15 protein-coding genes are annotated in these 15,489 nt (G+C 63.8%); 9 read left to right on the top strand and 6 right to left on the bottom strand.

The features are described from left to right. Together BMY68_RS14560 and BMY68_RS14555 are read right to left on the bottom strand one after the other, a co-directional pair. On the bottom strand, positions 1-420 hold the full coding sequence (locus BMY68_RS14560; protein ID WP_085532594.1) for a PA0061/PA0062 family lipoprotein: 420 nt from the start codon (positions 418-420) through the stop codon (positions 1-3). 42 nt (positions 421-462) lie between these two features. Further along, a complete protein-coding gene (locus tag BMY68_RS14555; RefSeq protein WP_007926170.1) occupies positions 463-876 on the bottom strand; it encodes a PA0061/PA0062 family lipoprotein in 414 nt (137 codons plus the stop codon). Positions 877-935: 59 nt separating this feature from the next. On the opposite strand from BMY68_RS14555, the gene BMY68_RS14550 reads away from it, so the two are divergent. Further along, positions 936-2,015, top strand: coding sequence for an aminopeptidase (locus BMY68_RS14550; protein ID WP_085532592.1), 1,080 nt, complete (start codon positions 936-938; stop codon positions 2,013-2,015). Positions 2,016-2,072: 57 nt separating this feature from the next. Here BMY68_RS14550 and BMY68_RS14545 read toward each other — a convergent pair whose 3' ends face one another. Next, on the bottom strand, positions 2,073-2,723 hold the full coding sequence (locus BMY68_RS14545; protein ID WP_009041505.1) for an HAD family hydrolase: 651 nt from the start codon (positions 2,721-2,723) through the stop codon (positions 2,073-2,075). 27 nt (positions 2,724-2,750) lie between these two features. Then, entirely contained in the window at positions 2,751-3,296 is a 546-nt protein-coding gene (locus BMY68_RS14540; protein WP_025806838.1) for a gamma carbonic anhydrase family protein, read from the bottom strand. Positions 3,297-3,398: 102 nt separating this feature from the next. Here BMY68_RS14540 and prlC point away from each other — a divergent pair, with 102 nt between their 5' ends. Beyond that, complete coding sequence (prlC, locus tag BMY68_RS14535) at positions 3,399-5,450, top strand: oligopeptidase A (protein ID WP_085533168.1); 2,052 nt, start codon at positions 3,399-3,401, stop codon at positions 5,448-5,450. Further along, positions 5,447-5,734 carry a YheV family putative zinc ribbon protein gene (locus tag BMY68_RS14530; RefSeq protein WP_007926162.1) on the top strand — a complete coding sequence of 96 codons (288 nt, stop codon included), beginning with the start codon at positions 5,447-5,449 and terminating at the stop codon, positions 5,732-5,734. The genes prlC and BMY68_RS14530 overlap by 4 nt, the downstream gene beginning before the upstream one ends. Positions 5,735-5,839: 105 nt before the next feature. Here the strand turns inward: BMY68_RS14530 and BMY68_RS14525 are convergent, their stop codons facing one another. Continuing rightward, the gene (locus BMY68_RS14525; protein ID WP_085532590.1) at positions 5,840-6,496 is read right to left on the bottom strand and encodes a phosphatase domain-containing protein; all 657 of its coding nucleotides are present in this window, start codon (positions 6,494-6,496) and stop codon (positions 5,840-5,842) included. Between the two features lie 296 nt (positions 6,497-6,792). On the opposite strand from BMY68_RS14525, the gene BMY68_RS14520 reads away from it, so the two are divergent. From BMY68_RS14520 to BMY68_RS14495, 6 genes are all read left to right on the top strand, one after another. Next, positions 6,793-7,536, top strand: a complete 744-nt coding sequence (locus BMY68_RS14520; protein WP_009041509.1) for a gluconate 2-dehydrogenase subunit 3 family protein — start codon at positions 6,793-6,795, stop codon at positions 7,534-7,536. Between the two features lie 2 nt (positions 7,537-7,538). Next, the gene (locus tag BMY68_RS14515) at positions 7,539-9,323 is read left to right on the top strand and encodes a GMC family oxidoreductase (protein WP_085532588.1); all 1,785 of its coding nucleotides are present in this window, start codon (positions 7,539-7,541) and stop codon (positions 9,321-9,323) included. A 12-nt stretch (positions 9,324-9,335) separates the two neighbouring features. Then, positions 9,336-10,661, top strand: coding sequence for a cytochrome c (locus BMY68_RS14510; RefSeq protein ID WP_009041510.1), 1,326 nt, complete (start codon positions 9,336-9,338; stop codon positions 10,659-10,661). Positions 10,662-10,846: 185 nt separating this feature from the next. Further along, positions 10,847-11,905: a PA0069 family radical SAM protein gene (locus BMY68_RS14505; protein WP_085532586.1), complete on the top strand. Its 1,059-nt coding sequence runs from the start codon at positions 10,847-10,849 to the stop codon at positions 11,903-11,905. 244 nt (positions 11,906-12,149) lie between these two features. After that, positions 12,150-12,884 (top strand): carbonic anhydrase, encoded by a 735-nt coding sequence (locus tag BMY68_RS14500; RefSeq protein WP_007924326.1) that lies wholly within the window; start codon positions 12,150-12,152, stop codon positions 12,882-12,884. A gap of 90 nt (positions 12,885-12,974) precedes the next feature. After that, positions 12,975-14,543 carry a SulP family inorganic anion transporter gene (locus tag BMY68_RS14495; RefSeq protein ID WP_009041512.1) on the top strand — a complete coding sequence of 523 codons (1,569 nt, stop codon included), beginning with the start codon at positions 12,975-12,977 and terminating at the stop codon, positions 14,541-14,543. Positions 14,544-14,675: 132 nt separating this feature from the next. Here BMY68_RS14495 and BMY68_RS14490 read toward each other — a convergent pair whose 3' ends face one another. Continuing rightward, positions 14,676-15,326 carry a hypothetical protein gene (locus BMY68_RS14490; RefSeq protein ID WP_007924324.1) on the bottom strand — a complete coding sequence of 217 codons (651 nt, stop codon included), beginning with the start codon at positions 15,324-15,326 and terminating at the stop codon, positions 14,676-14,678. Positions 15,327-15,489: the final 163 nt, after the last annotated feature.

Genomic DNA, 15,489 nt, shown 5'->3' with positions numbered 1-15,489 from the left:
TCAGATCACGCAGTTGACCCTATGGTCTTCGGCCAGCAGCTCACGCTTGGCGTTGTACAGCCGGGCACTGGGAGTGAAACCCAGCGAGCGGGCTTCCAGCAGGTAACGCTGGCCGGCTTCGAAATGGTCGTAGCGCACGCTCAGGTAGCACAGGCGCTCCGCCGGATCGTTCAGCAGGCCGAGGCGCCCGCTGAACACCTCGAAATCGAAACGCACCATCAACTCATGACTGCCCGGGGTGACCTGGAAATAGCGGCCGTCGGTCAGGCGCTGGTTGTCCAGGCGCTCGGCCATCAGCAGCTTGCCGCCCGGCGTCGGGGTGGCGAAATCGACCCAGGCCTGCTGCGGATCCACCGCCGGCAGGGGGCTGGAGCAGGCAACGAGGCCGGTCAGGGCAAGCAGCAGCAAAGGTTGGCGCATGAGGTCGGGCCGTCCGGGGAAAGGCCTCAAGCATAGCGCCGATCAGGTGCGCTGGCAGCCCGCCGGTTGGCCGGTACCCACCAGATTGCGCTGCTGGTCATAGAGTTTGGCCCAGGGCCGGAAGCCGATATTGCCGGTCTGCAACTGATAGCGCTGGCCGGCGTTGAAGTCCTTGTATTTCACATTCAGCTGGCAGTCGCGCCACAGCGGTTCGCTGTCCGGGCCGATATTGGTGGGCTCCACGGCGAACTGGTAGCGCACCTTCAGCTCATGGTTGCCGGGCTGTACCTCGAAATATCGGCGGTCCACCCAGGCCTTTTCGTCGACCTCCAGCGCCTGCAGGGCGGTGTCCTGGTGGGTGTCGAGGTCGATCCAGGCTTGCGTCGGATCGGGGGCGGGCAATCCGGCACAGCCGCTCAAGGTCAAGAGTCCGGTGGTCAGCAGCAACACGCGCATAGCGAAACTCCAGGCAGGCGAGATAGTCTTGGGGGCAGACTCTCGAAGGATGATTCGATTTGATTAGGCCGCGTTCAAGCCATGGGTTACTTGATCATCTTTTGCGCTTTTTGTTTCCGGGCTTGCTGCTTTTGTTGCTCAACGGTTGTTCCAGCGTGGGTTACTACGGCCAGCTGGCCAGTGGCCAATGGCAGCTGTTGCAGGCCCGCACGCCGGTCGAGCAGGTCATCGCCGACCCGGCTCGCGACCCGTTATTGCGCGCCCATCTGGCCCAGTCGCAGAAAGCCCGGCTTTTTGCCAGCCAGCACCTGCACCTGCCGGACAACCAGAGCTACCGCCTCTACGCCGACATCGGCCGGCCCTACGTGGTGTGGAATGTATTCAGCACCCCTGAGTTTTCCCTGAGCCCCAAGACCCACTGCTTTCCGATTGCCGGCTGCGTGGCCTATCGCGGCTACTACAGCCAGGGCGCGGCCCGCGGCGAGGCGGCCTTGCAGAAACAGCAGGGCATGGATGTGGCCATTGGTGGGGTGGAGGCCTATTCGACCCTGGGCTGGTTCAACGACCCGATCCTCAGTTCGATGCTGCATTGGGGCGACGAGCGCCTGGCGACCCTGATCTTCCACGAGCTGGCCCATCAGCGCTTCTATGTGAAGGACGACACCGAGTTCAACGAGTCCTTCGCCACCTTCGTCGAGCAGGAAGGCACCCGGCAATGGCGCGCGGCCCGCGGCCTGGCGCCGGCTAGCGATGCCCTGGTCAAGCAGAAGGACCAGTTTATCCAGCTGATCCTCGATACCCGCCAGCGCCTGGAACGCCTGTATGCCCTGCCACTGCCAGCCGAGCAGATGCGCCAGCGCAAGGCAGCCGAATTCGAACAGCTGCGCCGGGACTACCGGCAGCTGAAGGACAGCCAATGGCATGGCGACGCGCGCTACGACTTCTGGATCAACACCCCGCTGAACAATGCCAGGCTGCTGCCTTTTGGCCTGTACGACCAGTGGGTGCCGGCATTCGCCGCCTTGTTCAAGCAGGTGAACGGGGATTGGCCGGCCTTTTACCAGGCCGTGGAGAAGCTCGGCGCGCTGCCAGCTGAAAAGCGCAAGGCGGCGCTGCAAGCACTGATGAACGCCGCCTGAAAAGGACGCCATCGCGGGCAAGCGAGCGTCGAGCAGAAGCCCGCGATGGCCGGTGGCTCAGCGCTGCAGGAACGCCTGATGCAGCTCATCCAGGGTCTGGAAGTGGTAGGCCGGCGCCTCGGCGCTCAGTTCTTCGTGGCTGCCGAAGCCATAACCCACCGCCGCCGCATCCAGCCCGTTACGGCGGGCGCCGATCAGGTCGTGCTTGCGGTCGCCGATCATCAGGGTATCGCTGGGGTCCAGACCTTCTTCGCTGACCAGATGGCGGATCAGCTCGACCTTGTCGGTGCGGGTGCCGTCCAGTTCGCTGCCGTAGATCACCTTGAAGTGCCGGGCGAAATCGAAGTGCCGGGCGATCTCGCGGGCGAACACCCATGGCTTGGAGGTCGCGATGTACAGCTGGCGGCCTTGCCCGCCGAGGGTTTCCAGCAGGGGCGTGACGCCGTCGAACACGCGGTTCTCATACAGGCCGGTGACCTTGAAACGCTCGCGGTAGAAATTCACCGCCTCCCAGGCCCTGGCTTCGTCGAAGCCGTAGAACTGCATGAACGCCTGCAACAGCGGCGGACCGATGAAGTGTTCCAGCTTGCTCAGGTCGGGTTCGTCGATGCCCAGCTTGCCGAGGGCGAACTGGATCGAGCGGGTGATGCCTTCGCGCGGGTCGGTCAGGGTGCCATCGAGGTCGAACAGAACGGTTTGGTAATGCATGGGAATTCCTGGGCAGTGGGTCGGGGCTCAAGCCTGGTCGTAGCCTTCGGCCAGGTGCAGGTCCTTGAGCTTCACGTAGTTGGCGGCGCTGTAGGTGAAGAAGGCGCGTTCCTTGTCGGTCAGCGGGCGGGCCTGTTTCACCGGGCTGCCCACATAGAGGAAGCCGCTTTCCAGGCGTTTGCCCGGCGGCACCAGGCTGCCGGCGCCGACGATCACATCGTCTTCCACCACCGCGCCGTCCATGACGATGCTGCCCATGCCGATCAGCACCCGGCTGCCGACGCTGCAACCGTGCAGCATCACCTTGTGGGCGATGGTCACGTCGTCGCCGATCAGCAGCGGGAAGCCGTCCGGGTTGAAGGGGCCGGCGTGGGTGATGTGCAGCACGCTGCCGTCCTGCACGCTGGTGCGGGCGCCGATGCGGATGCGGTGCATGTCGCCGCGGATCACCGTGAGTGGCCAGACCGAACTGTCGGCACCGATTTCGACGTCGCCGATCACCACCGCCGAGCTGTCGACGAAGGCCCGCGGGCCAAGGATGGGCGTGTGGTTCTGATAGCTGCGAATGGCCAAGTTGGATACCTGCTCTGACATTTATTAATGGGGTCGATAGCTGCGGTGGGCGTCGATTGTAATTAAGATGGCCCAATGTTTCTTCCAGCCAAGGTGCCAACCGTGAGTGTGAACAACCCTCTTCTGCAGCCCTACGACCTGCCGCCGTTTTCGGCGATCCGCGCCGAGCATGTACAGCCGGCCATCGAACAGATCCTGGCTGACAACCGCGCCGCCATCGCTGAAATCCTCAAGAACCAGGGCGCGCAACCGACCTGGGCCGGCCTGGTATTGGCCATGGACGAACTCAACGACCGCCTGGGCGCGGCCTGGAGTCCGGTCAGCCACCTCAATGCCGTGTGCAACAGCGCCGAATTGCGCGAGGCCTATGAGTCCTGCCTGCCGGCCCTGAGCGCCTACGCTACCGAGCTGGGGCAGAACCGCGAGCTGTTCCAGGCCTTCGAAGCCCTGGCGGGCAGCCCGCAAGCCGCCGGTTTCGACGTGGCGCAGAAAACCATCCTGGAACACTCCCTGCGTGACTTCCGCCTGTCGGGTATCGACCTGCCGCCAGAGCAGCAGAAGCGTTACGCCGAAGTGCAGAGCAAGCTCTCCGAGCTGGGCAGCCGCTTCTCCAACCAGCTGCTCGACGCCACCCAGGCCTGGACCAAGCACGTCACCGACGAAGCGGCCCTGGCCGGCTTGACTGCGTCGGCCAAGGCGCAGATGGCTGCCGCGGCCCAGGCCAAGGACCTGCAAGGCTGGCTGATCACCCTGGAATTCCCCAGCTACTACGCGGTAATGACCTACACCGAAGACCGCGCGTTGCGCGAAGAAGTCTACGCCGCCTACTGCACCCGCGCGTCGGACCAGGGCCCGAACGCCGGCCAGAACGACAATGGCCCGGTCATGCAGGAAATCCTCGACCTGCGCCAGGAACTGGCCCAACTGCTGGGCTACGCCAACTTCGCCGAGCTGAGCCTGGCCACCAAGATGGCCGAGTCCAGCGATCAGGTGCTGAGTTTCCTGCGGGACCTGGCCAAGCGCAGCAAGCCGTTCGCCGCCCAGGACCTGCAACAGCTCAAGGCCTACGCCGCCGAGCAAGGCTGCCCGGACCTGCAAAGCTGGGACAGCGGTTTCTACGGCGAGAAGCTGCGCGAGCAGCGCTACAGCGTGGCCCAGGAAACCCTGCGCGCCTACTTCCCGATCGACAAGGTACTCGGCGGCCTGTTCGCCATCGTCCAGCGCCTGTACGGCATCGAGATCGCCGAACTGAAAGGCTTCGACAGCTGGCACCCGGATGTGCGCCTGTTCGAGATCAAGGAAAACGGCCAGCACGTGGGGCGTTTCTTCTTCGACCTGTATGCCCGCGCCAACAAGCGCGGCGGTGCCTGGATGGACGGCGCCCGCGACCGTCGCCGCACCATTGACGGAGTACTGCAAAGCCCGGTGGCCAACCTGGTGTGCAACTTCACCCCGGCCGACAGCGGCAAGCCTGCCCTGCTGACCCACGATGAAGTCACCACCCTGTTCCACGAGTTCGGCCATGGCCTGCACCACCTGCTGACCCGCGTCGAACATGCCGGTGTTTCCGGCATCAACGGCGTGGCCTGGGACGCGGTGGAGCTGCCGAGCCAGTTCATGGAGAACTGGTGCTGGGAGCCGGAAGGCCTGGCGCTGATCTCCGGTCACTATGAAACCGGCGAGCCGCTGCCCCAGGACCTGCTGGAAAAAATGCTCGCGGCGAAGAACTTCCAGTCCGGCCTGATGATGGTGCGCCAGCTGGAATTCTCGCTGTTCGACTTCGAACTGCATGCCACCCATGGCGACGGCCGTAGCGTGCTGCAAGTGCTCGAAGGCGTGCGCGACGAGGTCTCGGTGATGCGTCCGCCGGCCTACAACCGCTTCCCCAACAGCTTCGCGCACATCTTCGCCGGCGGTTACGCGGCGGGTTACTACAGCTACAAGTGGGCCGAAGTGCTGTCGGCCGATGCGTTCTCGAAGTTCGAGGAAGAAGGCGTGCTGAATGCCGAGACCGGTCGCGCGTTCCGCGAGGCGATCCTGGCCCGTGGCGGTTCCCAGGAGCCGATGGTGCTGTTCGTCGACTTCCGCGGACGCGCACCGTCGATTGACGCACTCTTGCGCCACAGCGGCCTCACCGAGGACGCAGCGGCATGAGCGAGGGGCCAGTGAAGACGAAAAAACGCTTTATCGCCGGGGCGGTCTGCCCGGCGTGCAGCGAACAGGACAAGTTGATGATGTGGAGCGAAGACGACGTTCCCCATCGCGAGTGCGTGGCCTGCGGTTATTCCGACACCCTGAATGAGCAGGGGCTGTCGGTGCCCAAGGAACTGGGCACGCGGGTCAACACCACGGCCCTCAAGGCGCCGGATGCCAAGGTCCAGTCGGTGCAGTTTTTCCCCAACCCCAAGTTGAAGAAAAAGACCGACGAACCCAAGTAGCTCTGTAGGTGTAGGAGCGAGCTTGCTCGCGATAGCGGCGTATCAGACACACTGCTATCGCGAGCAAGCTCGCTCCTACAGTGACCGCATCGCCCTTTCCCTTGCTCAATTCGCCGGCTTGCTGAAGCTCACTGTCTCGAACCAGCTTTTCACCGAACAGGTGGCGAACACGCTGGTGCTGCAATCGCCATTGGCCAGGGCGGTGCGCAACTTGTCGACATCGGCCTGCATCATGTAGCGAATGCCGTCCTTGAAGTGGGAACTGTCGCCAAACCCGCCTCCGGTCATTTCATTCAGCGCCTCCTCCTTGCTCCAGCCTTGAATCACCACCCGGTACATCGCCGACATCAGCCCGGTGCGATCCGAGCCGTGCTTGCAGTGCATCAGCACCGGGCCCTCGCTTTCGGCGTTCTGGATCGCGCGTAAGGCCGCCAGCACATCGGCGTCGTCCACGTGATTGGTCCGGTAAGGCAATTGCACCTGCTTGATTGCCGGGGCCTGCAGCCAACTGGCGTCGGACTCCGGCAGGAAGTTGATCACCGTGCCCACCTTGAGCTTTTCCAGCAAAGGCACGGCGCCGCTGTCCGGCAAGGCGCTGCGGTAGAGCGTCGGCGACATCTGGTACAGGTTGTAGTGGGTTTCCACCGGCTGGGCCCACTGGGCCGGGCGGGTCGCGCCGGTTTCGGCGGCCTGGGTCTGGGGCCAGGCAAGCAGCGTCAGCAGGAACAGGCAGAAGGCGGGAAGGGTAGGAAAGTTGTGCATGCGCAAGGCCGTGACCGGAAATGGGGATGGATGGAGCCTAGCTTCCATCCGGGCCGGTCAACGCCCTGTGAGGCGCTCGTCAAAGAAACGTGAAGCCGCTGCGATAGAGGTTTTTTCTCGGCAATCGCGACTTTTTTCGTGCGCAAACGATTTATTCGAATGCTTAGCCTGCTACCATTTGTAACCAAAGTTTGCTGAACTGTGTTTCCCCGGCGCTCCCAATCGCCGCCAGAACGACAAGCCACGCCATGACGCGGCTGCCCAACCCGTGAATGCCTAGTGTGAGGTGCACCCCCATGTCTGATCACGATCAAGACAACCCGCGGCGTGAGTTTCTGCGCAAATCCCTGACCTTGATCCCGGTGGTCACGGTCGCCAGTACCGGTCTTGGCAGCTCGATGCTGATGGCCGCCCCCGAAGCGCCCAAGCCGGTGGAACCGGCCCGAACCCCGGTCAGCACCGAGGCTTATCAGCCGACCTATTTCACCGCCGAAGAGTGGGCCTTTGTCCAGGCCGCGGTAGAGCGCCTGATCCCGGCCGACGAACAAGGCCCGGGCGCCCTGGAAGCCGGTGTGCCGGAATACATCGACCGACAGATGAACACCCCCTACGCCGCGGGTGCCCTGTGGTACATGCAAGGTCCGTTCAACGCCGACGCCGCGCCGGAGATGGGCTGGCAGAGCAAACTGGTGCCCAAGGAGATCTATCGCCTGGGCATTGCCGCGACGGATGCATGGTCGAAAGCCTTCAACGGTAAAACATTTGCTGCGCAAGACAGCGCTACCCGAGACGATTTGCTCAAGCAGCTCGAAGCGGGAAAACCCCCATTCGACAGCGTTCCACCGAAGATTTTCTTCAACCTTTTGCTGCAAAACACCAAGGAAGGGTTCTTCTGCGACCCGATCCACGGCGGCAATAAAGGCATGGTCGGCTGGACCTTGATCGGCTTCCCCGGCGCTCGCGCCGATTTCATGGACTGGGTGGAACGCAACGAGCAATACCCTTTCCCGGCAGTGTCGATTCGCGGCGAGAGGGCTTGAGCATGGCAACGGTAATGAAGAAGGTCGACGCGGTGATCGTCGGGTTTGGCTGGACCGGCGCGATCATGGCCAAGGAGCTGACCGAGGCCGGCCTCAACGTGCTGGCGCTGGAGCGCGGGCCGATGCAGGACACCTACCCGGACGGCAACTACCCGCAGGTGATCGACGAACTCACCTACAGCGTGCGCAAGAAGCTCTTCCAGGACATCTCCCGGGAGACGGTGACCATTCGCCACAGCGTCAACGACGTGGCCCTGCCGAATCGCCAGCTGGGCGCGTTCCTGCCGGGCAACGGCGTCGGCGGCGCCGGCCTGCACTGGTCCGGCGTGCATTTTCGCGCCGACCCGATCGAGCTGCGCATGCGCAGCCACTATGAAGAACGCTACGGCAAGCACTTCATCCCCAAGGACATGACCATCCAGGACTTCGGCGTCACCTACGAAGAACTGGAGCCGTTCTTCGACTACGCGGAAAAAGTCTTCGGCACCTCGGGCCAGGCCTGGACCGTGAAAGGCCAGCTGGTCGGCGAAGGCAAGGGCGGTAACCCTTACGCGCCGGACCGTTCAGAGCATTTCCCGCTGGAGTCGCAGAAGAACACCTACTCCGCCCAGCTGTTCCAGAAAGCCGCCGGCGAAGTCGGCTACAAGCCCTACAACCTGCCGTCGGCCAACACCTCGGGGCCGTACACCAACCCCTATGGCGCGCAAATGGGGCCGTGCAACTTCTGCGGGTTCTGCAGCGGCTACGTCTGCTACATGTACTCCAAGGCTTCGCCGAACGTGAACATCCTGCCGGCCCTCAAGCCGCTGCCGAATTTCGAGCTGCGCCCCAACTCCCACGTGCTCAAGGTCAACCTCGACAGCACCAAGACTCGCGCGACCGGCGTTACCTACGTCGATGGCCAGGGCCGGGAGATCGAGCAGCCGGCGGACCTGGTGATCCTCGGCGCCTTCCAGTTCCATAACGTGCGCCTGATGCTGTTGTCCGGCATCGGCAAGCCGTACGACCCGATCACCGGCGAAGGCGTGGTGGGCAAGAACTTCGCCTACCAGAACATGGCCACCATCAAGGCCTACTTCGACAAGGACGTGCACACCAATAACTTCATCGGCGCCGGCGGCAATGGCGTGGCGGTGGACGACTTCAACGCCGACAACTTCGACCACGGCCCCCACGGCTTCGTCGGTGGCTCGCCGTTCTGGGTCAACCAGGCCGGCAGCCGGCCGATCGCTGGCACCTCCAACCCGCCGGGCACCCCGGCCTGGGGCAGCGCCTGGAAGAAGGCCACCGCCGACTACTACACCCACCAGGTGTCGATGGACGCCCACGGTGCCCACCAGTCCTATCGTGGCAACTACCTCGATCTCGACCCGGTGTACCGCGACGCCTACGGCCTGCCGCTGCTGCGCATGACCTTCGACTGGCAGGAAAACGACATCAAGATGAACCGCTTCATGGTCGAGAAGATGGGCAAGATCGCCGAGGCGATGAACCCCAAGGCCATCGCGGTGCTGGGCAAGAAGGTCGGCGAGCACTTCAACACCGCGTCCTACCAGACCACCCACCTCAACGGTGGCGCGATCATGGGCACCGATCCGAAAACCAGTGCCTTGAACCGTTACCTGCAGAGCTGGGACGTGCACAACGTGTTCGTCCCGGGCGCTTCGGCCTTCCCCCAGGGCCTGGGCTACAACCCGACCGGCCTGGTGGCCGCGTTGACCTACTGGTCGGCCCGCGCGATCCGCGAGCAGTACCTGAAGAACCCCGGCCCGCTGGTCCAGGCATAAGGAGCGATGACCATGAAAACCCTCGTTATCGCGACCCTGGCGCTGCTCGGCAGCGCTTCCCTCTGCGCCGCCGAAACCGATCGGCAAGCCTTGATCAAGCAGGGCGAATACCTGGCCCGCGCCGGTGACTGCGTGGCCTGCCATACCGCCAAGGACGGCAAGCCGTTCGCCGGTGGCCTGCCGATGGAAACCCCGATCGGCACGATCTATTCCACCAACATCACCCCGGACAAGACCGGCATCGGCGAGTACAGCTTCGAGGACTTCGACAAGGCCGTGCGCCATGGCGTGGCCAAGAACGGCAGCAGCCTGTACCCGGCCATGCCCTACCCGTCCTATGCGCGGGTCAGCGACGCCGACATGCAGGCGCTGTATGCCTACTTCATGCAAGGCGTGGCGCCGGTGGTCCAGGAGAACCGCGACAGCGACATCCCCTGGCCGCTGAGCATGCGCTGGCCGCTGGCGGGCTGGCGCTGGATGTTCGCGCCGAGCGTGGCGGGCGCGCAAGGCAGCGGCCAGGCGCAGGCTGCGCAAGACCCGGTGGTCAGCCGCGGTGCCTACCTGGTGGAAGGCCTCGGCCACTGTGGCGCCTGTCATACGCCGCGCGCCTTGACCATGCAGGAGAAAGCCCTGAGCGCCAGCGAAGGCAGCGACTTCCTGGCCGGCAGTGCGCCGCTGGAAGGATGGATCGCCAAGAGCCTGCGCGGTGACCACAAGGACGGCCTCGGCAGCTGGAGCGAAGAGCAGCTGGTGCAGTTCCTCAAGACCGGTCGCAGCGACCGCGGCGCGGTGTTCGGCGGCATGAGCGACGTAGTGGTGCACAGCATGCAGTACATGTCCGCGGACGACCTGACGGCCATCGCCCGTTACCTCAAGTCGCTGCCGGCGGTGGATGCCAACGACCAGCCGCACCAGTACGACAAGGCGGTGGCCGAGGCGTTGTGGAAAGGTGACGACAGCAAGCCGGGGGCGGCGGTGTACATCGACAACTGCGCGGCGTGCCACCGTACCGACGGCCATGGCTATACCCGGGTGTTCCCGGCGCTGGCGGGCAACCCGGTGCTGCAAAGCGCCGATGCCACGTCCTTGATCCACATCGTGCTCAAGGGCGGTACCTTGCCGGCGACCCATACCGCGCCATCGACCTTCACCATGCCGGCCTTCGCCTGGCGCCTGTCGGACCAGGAGGTGGCCGATGTGGTCAACTTCATCCGCACCAGCTGGGGTAACCAGGGTTCCGAGGTGAAGGCCGCGGATGTGGCGGGACTGCGCAAGGGCGACCTGCAAAGCACCTCGAACGACGATCTGGGGCAGGTGACGAAGCACAGCGGCGGTTGATCGACCGCTATCGCGAGCAAGCTCGCTACAGGGGGCGCGTCGATCATCAATGAATGGCGCGCCAGAAAAGCTGTAGGAGCGAGCTTGCTCGCGATCAGCGCCAACGGCGTGCTCCGCCCGACGGCGCTTTGCAACAGCTCAAACCTCCATTACTGTATATAAATACAGTAATGGAGTGCCTGCCCATGTCCAGCCCCCTGCCCCCACGCGGCCGTGGCACCGCGACCAACCCGCACAACCGTTTTGCGCCCCAGCGCTCGGTGGCCTTCGACGACGGCTGGTACCAGGAAGCCCCGCTGACCCAGGGCACCGAGGTGCGCCTTGAGACGGCGAAATCCATCATCACCCGCAACAGCTCGCCGGACCTGCCCTTCGACCGCTCCATCAACCCCTATCGCGGTTGCGAGCATGGCTGCATCTACTGTTATGCGCGGCCCAGCCACGCCTATTGGGACCTGTCGCCGGGGCTGGACTTCGAGACCAAGCTGATCGCCAAGACCAATGCCGCGGCGATGCTCGAACAACAATTGTCCAAGCCCGGCTACCAGTGCGCGCCGATCAACCTGGGGTCCAACACCGACCCCTACCAGCCCATCGAACGCGAACACCAGCTGACCCGGCGGACCCTGGAGGTGCTGCTGCGCTACCGGCATCCGGTGACCATCGTCACCAAGGGCTCGCTGATCCTGCGCGACCTCGACCTGTTGGTCGAACTGGCCGAGCAGCGGCTGGTGGCGGTGATGATCAGCCTGACCACCCTGGACGACGAGCTCAAGCGCATCCTCGAACCCCGGGCGGCGGCGCCCAAGGCGCGGTTGCGGGCGATCCGGGTGATGCGCGAGGCGGGGATTCGCGTGGGCGTGCTGTGTTCGCCGATGATTCCGATGATCAACGACAGCGAGCTGGAAAGCCTGCTCGCCGAGGCCCATGCCGCGGGCGCGCAAAGCGCCGCCTACATGATGCTGCGCCTGCCCCTGGAAGTGGCGCCGCTGTTCGAGGAATGGCTCAACGCCCACTATCCGCAGCGGGCGGCCCATGTCCTGAGCCTGATCCGCCAGTGTCGCGGCGGCGAGCTGTACGACAGCCGTTTTGGCGCACGGATGCGCGGCGAAGGCCCCTTCGCGGCCCTGCTGGCGCAGCGTTTCGCCAAGGCCAGCAAACGCCTGGGGCTCGATCGGCGCGAAGGCTACAACCTCGACTGCACGGCGTTCTGTCCGCCGGGTGGGCAGATGTCGTTGCTCTAGGATGTATTGGCCTATGGTGGAGTAGTACCGATGCACCGCCGTCTCTACGCTGGTCACCTTTTTGCATCGCCAATAGTGGCGTTTTAGAGCGGCCGGTTCAGTTTGAGTTAAGTTTGGAAGGCTACCTTGTTCACCAAGTGACCGATGGGTCGCTGTCAGCGGTCTGGTTGTTTTTTAATCAATCGCTGGCGTCGTGCCGGATAAAACTGGAAAATTCACCTAATCCGTCAAAAGAGGATGAATCATGAGTGACAAGGATAAACAGCCGTTGGCTGCGTCGGCTTCAGCGTCCCCGGAGGTCGCCGAAAGCGCCGATGCAGCGCTGCAGATAATCGTTGACGGCTTTTTGCATTTTCATCACGAGGTCTTCCCACAGCAGGAAGAACTGTTCAAGAAACTCGCCACGGCCCAGCGGCCGCGGGCGATGTTCATTGCCTGCGCGGATTCGCGCATCGTCCCCGAACTGATTACCCAGAGCGCCCCGGGCGACCTGTTCGTGACCCGCAACGTCGGTAACGTGGTACCACCTTACGGGCAGATGAACGGCGGTGTGTCCACGGCCATCGAATACGCGGTCATGGCCCTGGGTGTGCACCACATCATCGTTTGCGGCCATTCCGACTGCGGCGCCATGCGCGCGGTGCTCAACCCGCAGAGCCTGGAAAAGATGCCGACGGTCAAAGCCTGGCTGCGCCACGCCGAAGTGGCCAAGACCATGGTCCAGGAGAACTGCGACTGCGCCGACGAGAACGCCAGCATGCATGTGCTGACCGAAGAGAACGTCATCGCCCAGTTGCAGCATTTGCGCACCCACCCTTCGGTGGCTTCGCGCATGGCCAACGGCCAGTTGTTCATCCATGGCTGGGTGTACAACATCGAAACCAGCGAAATCAAAGCCTACGACGCGGATCAAGGGTGTTTCCTGCCGTTGGACGGACGCCATCCGATCCCGGTTGCGACGCCTAAAGCGCGCTTCTAAATCCTCCTAAATCCCAGTGGGGTTCAGCCATGACTGCCGTCTGCGCGGTCAGGCTTTGCCACGCCTGAAGAAAGCTTCGGGAGAATCATCATGCGTGCAGCACAATTGAAAGCTGTTTTGCCACGGGAGCTGCTCGCTTCCGTGGTGGTGTTTCTGGTGGCCCTGCCCTTGTGCATGGGTATCGCCATCGCTTCCGGCATGCCGCCGGCCAAGGGGTTGATCACCGGGATCATCGGTGGCCTGGTGGTGGGCTGGCTGGCCGGCTCGCCTTTGCAGGTCAGCGGTCCGGCCGCGGGGCTGGCGGTCCTGGTGTTCGAGCTGGTACGCCAGCACGGTATCGCCATGCTCGGGCCGATCCTGCTGCTGGCGGGTTTCCTGCAACTGGTGGCCGGGCGCCTGCGCCTGGGTTGCTGGTTTCGGGTCACCGCGCCGGCGGTGGTCTACGGCATGCTTGCCGGGATCGGGGTGTTGATCGTGCTCTCCCAGGTGCACGTGATGCTCGACGCCCAGCCCCAGGCGTCCGGCCTGGATAACCTCGCGGGCTTCCCCGAGGCGGTGGCCCAGGCCTTGCCCAGCCTGGGCGGTGGCTTTGGCTGGCAGGCCGGGCTGCTCGGCCTGTCGACCATGGCGGTGATGTTCCTGTGGGAAAAACTGCGCCCGCATTCGCTGCGCTTCATCCCCGGTGCCCTGCTGGGCGTCGGCCTGGCGACCTTTGCCAGCCTGGCCCTGGCGCTGCAGGTCAAGCGGGTCGAGGTGCCGGAAAACCTTGCCGAGGCGATCGACTGGCTGCGGCCGGCCGACCTGCTCAACCTGGCGGACCCGACACTGCTGATCGCGGCCTTTGCCGTGGCCTTTATCGCCAGCGCCGAAACCCTGCTGTCCGCCGCCGCGGTGGATCGCATGCACAGCGGTACGCGCTCGGATTTCGACCGTGAACTGTCGGCGCAAGGGATCGGCAACATGCTCTGCGGGTTGCTCGGCGCCCTGCCGATGACCGGGGTGATCGTGCGCAGCTCGGCCAACGTCCAGGCGGGCGCGACCACGCGGCTGTCGGCGATCTTCCACGGTTTGTGGCTGCTGGCGTTCGTGCTGTTGCTGTCCAGCGTGCTGCAAAGCATTCCGGTGGCCAGCCTGGCGGGCGTGCTGGTGTACACCGGGTTCAAGCTGGTGGACCTCAAGTCGTTCCGCAAGCTGGGTCGTTATGGGCCGATGCCGATGCTGACCTACGGCGTGACCGCGCTGGCGATTGTCTTCACCGACCTGCTGACCGGTGTACTGATCGGTTTTGGCCTGACCCTGGTGAAGCTGGCCTGGGGCGCTTCGCGGCTGAAGATCAGCCTGGTGGACCTGCCGGCCGAAGGCGAAATGGAGCTGCGCCTGGTGGGCGCCGCGACCTTCCTCAAGGTGCCGGCCCTGACCCAGGCGCTGGGCAGCATCCCAGCGGGCACCACCGTGCATGTGCCGCTCAATAACCTGGGCTACATCGACCATGCCTGCCTGGAGCTGCTCGAGGAGTGGGGACGGGCCAATGCGGCCAAGGGTTCGAAGCTGGTGATCGAGTCGCGCGGGTTGAAGCGCCGCCTGGAGGGGCGCTTGCACACCAACGTCGGCGTGAGCCCGGCCTCGAAGCTGGAGGCCAAAGGTCTGAGCCGGGCGTAAGTCTGTAGCCCTGTAGCCGCTGCCGAAGGCTGCGATAAGGTCCGAAGGGCCTTCAGCGTCGGTGATATCGCTGCGACCGTGCCGGTCGATAGCAGTCTGCGGCAGCGGCTACAGGGCCGCCACCTGCAATCATCAGGCAGCCGGCTGGTCGAGTTCCAGTTCCACGCCCAGTTGGCGCGACAGGCACGGCCAGCGTTTCCAGGCGGCATCGGTGTCGGGGCTGTTGAGCTTTTCCCGGTAGGCCTCGACCGACTCCAGGGCGAAGCTCTCTTCGTCGAGCATCGCGTCGACCGCATGGTGCACCGCTTCGTCCAGCTGGTTGGCGAAGGTTTCGCCGATCAACTGGTGGGCGATCAGGTTGGCCACCGTGGTGTCCAGGGGAATCAGCGGCTGGCCGAAATGCGTGATGTACAGGTCGTTGACCTCCTCCACCAGGCGATGGGCCAGATAGGCTTCGTCCAGCAGACTGTCCAGGCCTTCGTGGCCGGCCATGATGGCGGGCGGCTGGAGGAAGAACTGCTCGGCGATCTTCAGCACCGGCTTGATCTGCGACTCGATACCGGCTTCGCGCGCGACTTCGTTGGCGGCGTCCAGCAGGTCGGGAACCTGATCGATATAAGCGGCGACAAAACGGGTCATCACCCCCTGGGCGTCCACTTCGGGGAGCTGGATGGCGGGGTGCAGGTGTGGCAATTGGGTTTCCAGCTGGCGGCGCAATTGCCCGGTGCCGGACTCATGTTGATGGGCTCGTTGGATCTGCTCGCGCAATGCGGCGGTGTTCATGAATACTCCAGGAAACAAGGGCAATTAATTAGGGAAGACATAAGTTAGCCTGCTCACGAAATCGCTTAAGACGTATTTTTCATAATTATTTCATGGTTAGTCATCTGGGTTATATCGCTTCGCCATCATTGATCCCCTATCCCTTTCCAACCGTGGCCTATAA

Source organism: Pseudomonas sp. NFACC41-3 (genome assembly GCF_900109505.1).
GTDB lineage: Bacteria > Pseudomonadota > Gammaproteobacteria > Pseudomonadales > Pseudomonadaceae > Aquipseudomonas > Aquipseudomonas chlororaphis.
Note: the sequence above shows the minus strand (reverse complement) of the source record. Positions and strands in the feature narration are given on the sequence as shown.